This is a genomic window from Mesorhizobium sp. M7A.F.Ca.CA.001.08.2.1 (genome assembly GCF_003998455.1).
GTDB classification, from domain to species: Bacteria; Pseudomonadota; Alphaproteobacteria; order Rhizobiales; family Rhizobiaceae; genus Mesorhizobium; species Mesorhizobium ciceri.
In genome coordinates, this window is the sequence record NZ_RZPW01000672.1 from 1 (window position 1) to 3,450 (window position 3,450).

The window sequence follows — 3,450 nt, forward strand, 5'->3', positions numbered from 1 at the left end:
CCCCTATTCCCCTACTCCCCTATTCCCCTACGGCCAGGTCTCTGCCAGCCGATGTCGAGCAGGCCCAGCCGGCCAAGCTCCTTGTCCATTGCGCGAGCGACATCACGGCGCGCGCCGCCGATATCGCGCAGTTGGCGGTCGGAGAGATCCTCGACGTTCTGGTAGGCAGTATCGCGGCGGGGGAGGCGTATCGCGACCCGGGCGTGACGCAACCAGTCGAGGGTTTCGGCCAGCCAGTTCGGACGATGTGCGGACGAATTCAAAACGATGATGGACATGGTGTGCTCCGTTCTCCCCGAATATCAAATCCGGCTTGATGATGTTTCGATGGACAGATCATGCCAGATTGAAATCTCTGTAGGAAACGAGTAGTTTTCTCTCGATCATCAAGTTTTCTTTGAGGATAGGATGGCTCGTCTTCTGCCTGGGACTCGTGCCTTGAGGACGCTGGAGGCGGCGGCCCGGCACCTCAATTTCACCCGTGCCGCCGACGAGCTTGGGCTGACACCGGCCGCCGTCAGCCATCAGATCAAGGAAATCGAGGATCAGCTCGGGCTGGTGCTGTTCACGCGCACCAGCCGCACCATCCGGCTCACCGAGGCGGGAACGGTGCTGTTAGACGCCTCGGCGGACGCGCTCGACCTGCTTGGCCGGGCTGTTTCGCGGGCGCAAAAGCTGACGCGCGGCACCGCTCTTTTGAAGGTAACGCTCGACGCGCAGTTCGCGTCAAAATGGCTGATGCGACGCGTCGACGATTTTCGCAAGCGTCACCCCGATATCGAGTTGCGATTCGACATTGCCTATGAAGTGCGGGATTTCGAACTCGACGACATCGATGTCGGCATCCGTTTTGGCGCCGGCAAATATCCGGGCCTTCGCACCCACCGGCTGTTCGACAACATCCTCATTCCGGTGTGCAGCCCGAGCCTTTTGACGTCCGGTCCGCCGCTGCGCGAGCCGCGCGATCTTTTCAACCATACGCTTGCGCATATCGAATGGTCGCGGCAAGGCGTGACATGGCCGAACTGGCGGATGTGGATGGCGGCGGCCGGCATCAATGATTTCGACGACAGCCGGACCGTCGTGTTCGGCAACTCCACGGATGCTGTCCAGGCAGCGCTCGACGGCAATGCCGTCGCGCTCGCCGATTTCGCCATGGTGGCGAACGACCTTTCCCAGGGCAGGCTGGTGCAGCCTTTCGAACTCGGCCTGCGGGTGGCGCCCGAGTTCGCCTATTTCCTGGTCTATCCCGAGAATACCGCCGACGATCCGCGCATCGTCGCCTTTCGCGAATGGATGCTAGAGGAAGTCGCCAAGACGCGGACCACGGATAAAGGGCAGTAGGGCAGTAGGGCAGTAGGGCAGTAGGGCAGTAGGGCAGTAGGGCAGTAGGGCAGTAGGGATAGGCGTCGGTGCCGTCTGCTCCCCTATTCCCCTACTGCCTTACTGCCCTACTCCCTTCTTGACTCAGCTTGCCACCGCGCCGAACCAGCCGATCACGGCGCCGATGATCAGCAGCACGCCGAGCCAGTGGCCGCCGTCGATGAGGGTCAGGTCCCAGCCGAAATTCTCGTAGCGATGGTTGACCGAGAGCGTCGTGGCGACGAAACCCAGCCAGAGCACGAAGCCGAAGACAAGTCCGGCGAGCCATGTCGGCTCGCCGCCGGTCATCGCGCCGACGACCAGCGCCATTATCGTGGCCATGACCAGTTCGGCGATGAAGCTGACGACGAAGGGCAGCGGCGACTTCTTCATCGTGGCCGGATCGAGCTTGGCGGCCTTCAGCCACGCCTTGCTCAGGCTCATGTACCAGGCGGCGCCGAACAGCCACGCCACGATTGCGGCAGCGACCACCGCCAGCCAGTTCACTGCTGAAAAATCCATGAGCTCCCCCCTCTGATTTGGATATGATGGAACGCCTGTTCGGCGATCGCGTCAAGCGAACCGCCAGACGGTCGTGCGCTTGACCAGCGCATCCTCCAGCGCCCGCGTGACGGCCACTTCATAGACCGCAAGCGGCTCCAGCCCTGTCTTCGGCAGATACGACCGGCCGGGATCGCCGACAAGGATTTCGGCGCCGCGCGCCTTCAGCGTTGCGAACCATGGCACCAGCCGGTCAGCGAAAGATTTGTCATAGAAAACATCACCGGCCAGGACCACGTCCCAACCTGCATCGGTGCCGATGCAATCCGTGCCGAGGAATTCGGTCCCGATACCGTTGATCTCGCTGTTGAGCCGGATCGCGGTGGCGCAGAACGGGTCGATGTCGGAGGCGATCACCTTGGCGGCACCGGCCTTGGCAGCGGCGATGGCGACAAGGCCGGAGCCGGAAGCGAAGTCGAGCACGTGCTTGCCACGCACCGTGCCGGAATTGTCCAGGACATAGCGGGCAAGGCCCTGGCCGCCGGCCCAGGCGAAAGCCCAGAAGGGCGGCGGCAGGCCGATTTCGACCAGCTCTTCCTCGGTCCGCTGCCACAGGTCATGCGCTTCGTCGGCAAGATGAAGCAGGATCTCCGGCACGTGCGGCGGCGCCATCAGCGCCGTGTTGTCGAGAATGAACTGTTTGGCACTGTTGGGCGTGAGCGCCGTCACGGAGCCGGCGTCAAGCCGCCCATGCGGCAGACTTCCTTCCATTCGGCCGGCGTCACCGGCTGCACGGAAAGCCGTCCGAGCCGCACCAGCGCCATGTCGGCAAGCCTGGGATTGGCCTTCACCTGTTCCAGCGTCGGCGGGTTCGGCACGTCCTGCACGGCGCGGATGTCGACGCATTCCCAGCGCGGATCGTCCGAGGTGGTGTCGGGATGGGCAAGCGCGCAGACTTCAGCGATGCCGACCACGTTCAGCCCCTCGTTGGAATGATAGAAGAAGCCGAGATCGCCGATCTGCATCGCCTTCATGTTGTTGCGCGCGGCGTAGTTGCGCACGCCGTCCCATTGCGTGCCGGCCTTGCCCTTGGCCTTCAGCATCTCGAAGGAGAACTTGAATGGCTCGGATTTGAACAGCCAGTAGTTCATGTCTTTCTCCTCCTTGGAATCGCGCGGGCGACCGGGATTTAACTAGCCGCCGGCTTGTTGAACGTCCAGTTCCACGGGCGGATTTCGACGCTTTCGAAGAGCCCGGCCTTGGCGTAGGGGTCGGCCGCCGACAGAGCCTGCGCACCTGCCAGGTCGGGTGCTTCGACGACCACAAGGCTGCCATTCGGCTTGCCTTCGGTGTCAAGGAACGGACCGGCGAATGCCAGCTTCTTGTCGCCGTTCAACCCCTCGAGAAAGGCAACATGCTCGGGCCGCGTGTCGAGGCGCACCTGCAGGCTTCCGGGCTTATCCTTGCAAATCACAGCAAACAGCATTTTTTCTCCTGATCGTTCAAAGTCGTGGGGATCAATCGTTGGTTTCGGTCTTCAGCGGCCGGGTCATCAACGCCGTCACGGCCTGCCGGACGGTGATGGTG

6 protein-coding genes are annotated in these 3,450 nt (G+C 62.6%); 1 reads left to right on the forward strand and 5 read right to left on the reverse strand.

What is annotated here, in order from left to right; translation table 11 throughout:
- Positions 1–11 precede the first annotated feature (11 nt).
- Positions 12–278, reverse strand: a complete 267-nt coding sequence (locus EN914_RS28745) for a hypothetical protein (protein ID WP_013528900.1) — start codon at positions 276–278, stop codon at positions 12–14.
- 130 nt (positions 279–408) lie between these two features.
- On the opposite strand from EN914_RS28745, the gene gcvA reads away from it, so the two are divergent.
- Positions 409–1,344 carry a transcriptional regulator GcvA gene (gcvA, locus tag EN914_RS28750; protein ID WP_024505004.1) on the forward strand — a complete coding sequence of 312 codons (936 nt, stop codon included), beginning with the start codon at positions 409–411 and terminating at the stop codon, positions 1,342–1,344.
- A 123-nt stretch (positions 1,345–1,467) separates the two neighbouring features.
- On the opposite strand, the gene EN914_RS28755 is transcribed toward gcvA, so the two are convergent.
- Genes EN914_RS28755 through EN914_RS28770 form a run of 4 tightly spaced genes read right to left on the reverse strand, consistent with a single transcriptional unit; the run spans position 1,468 to position 3,349 of the window.
- Positions 1,468–1,884, reverse strand: coding sequence for a DUF1761 domain-containing protein (locus EN914_RS28755; protein WP_024503046.1), 417 nt, complete (start codon positions 1,882–1,884; stop codon positions 1,468–1,470).
- A 51-nt stretch (positions 1,885–1,935) separates the two neighbouring features.
- On the reverse strand, positions 1,936–2,634 hold the full coding sequence (locus EN914_RS28760; RefSeq protein ID WP_174299057.1) for a methyltransferase: 699 nt from the start codon (positions 2,632–2,634) through the stop codon (positions 1,936–1,938).
- Positions 2,589–3,014: an EVE domain-containing protein gene (locus tag EN914_RS28765; protein ID WP_024503045.1), complete on the reverse strand. Its 426-nt coding sequence runs from the start codon at positions 3,012–3,014 to the stop codon at positions 2,589–2,591. The genes EN914_RS28760 and EN914_RS28765 overlap by 46 nt, the downstream gene beginning before the upstream one ends.
- A gap of 38 nt (positions 3,015–3,052) precedes the next feature.
- Entirely contained in the window at positions 3,053–3,349 is a 297-nt protein-coding gene (locus tag EN914_RS28770; RefSeq protein ID WP_024503044.1) for a YciI-like protein, read from the reverse strand.
- Between the last annotated feature and the right edge of the window lie 101 nt (positions 3,350–3,450).

Coding starts and splice junctions, on each gene's coding strand:
- EN914_RS28745 (WP_013528900.1), bottom strand. CDS start 278: ATGTCCATCATCGTTTTGAATTCGTCCGCACATCGTCCGAACTGGCTG.
- EN914_RS28765 (WP_024503045.1), bottom strand. CDS start 3,014: ATGAACTACTGGCTGTTCAAATCCGAGCCATTCAAGTTCTCCTTCGAG.
- EN914_RS28755 (WP_024503046.1), bottom strand. CDS start 1,884: ATGGATTTTTCAGCAGTGAACTGGCTGGCGGTGGTCGCTGCCGCAATC.
- gcvA (WP_024505004.1), top strand. CDS start 409: ATGGCTCGTCTTCTGCCTGGGACTCGTGCCTTGAGGACGCTGGAGGCG.
- EN914_RS28770 (WP_024503044.1), bottom strand. CDS start 3,349: ATGCTGTTTGCTGTGATTTGCAAGGATAAGCCCGGAAGCCTGCAGGTG.
- EN914_RS28760 (WP_174299057.1), bottom strand. CDS start 2,634: ATGGAAGGAAGTCTGCCGCATGGGCGGCTTGACGCCGGCTCCGTGACG.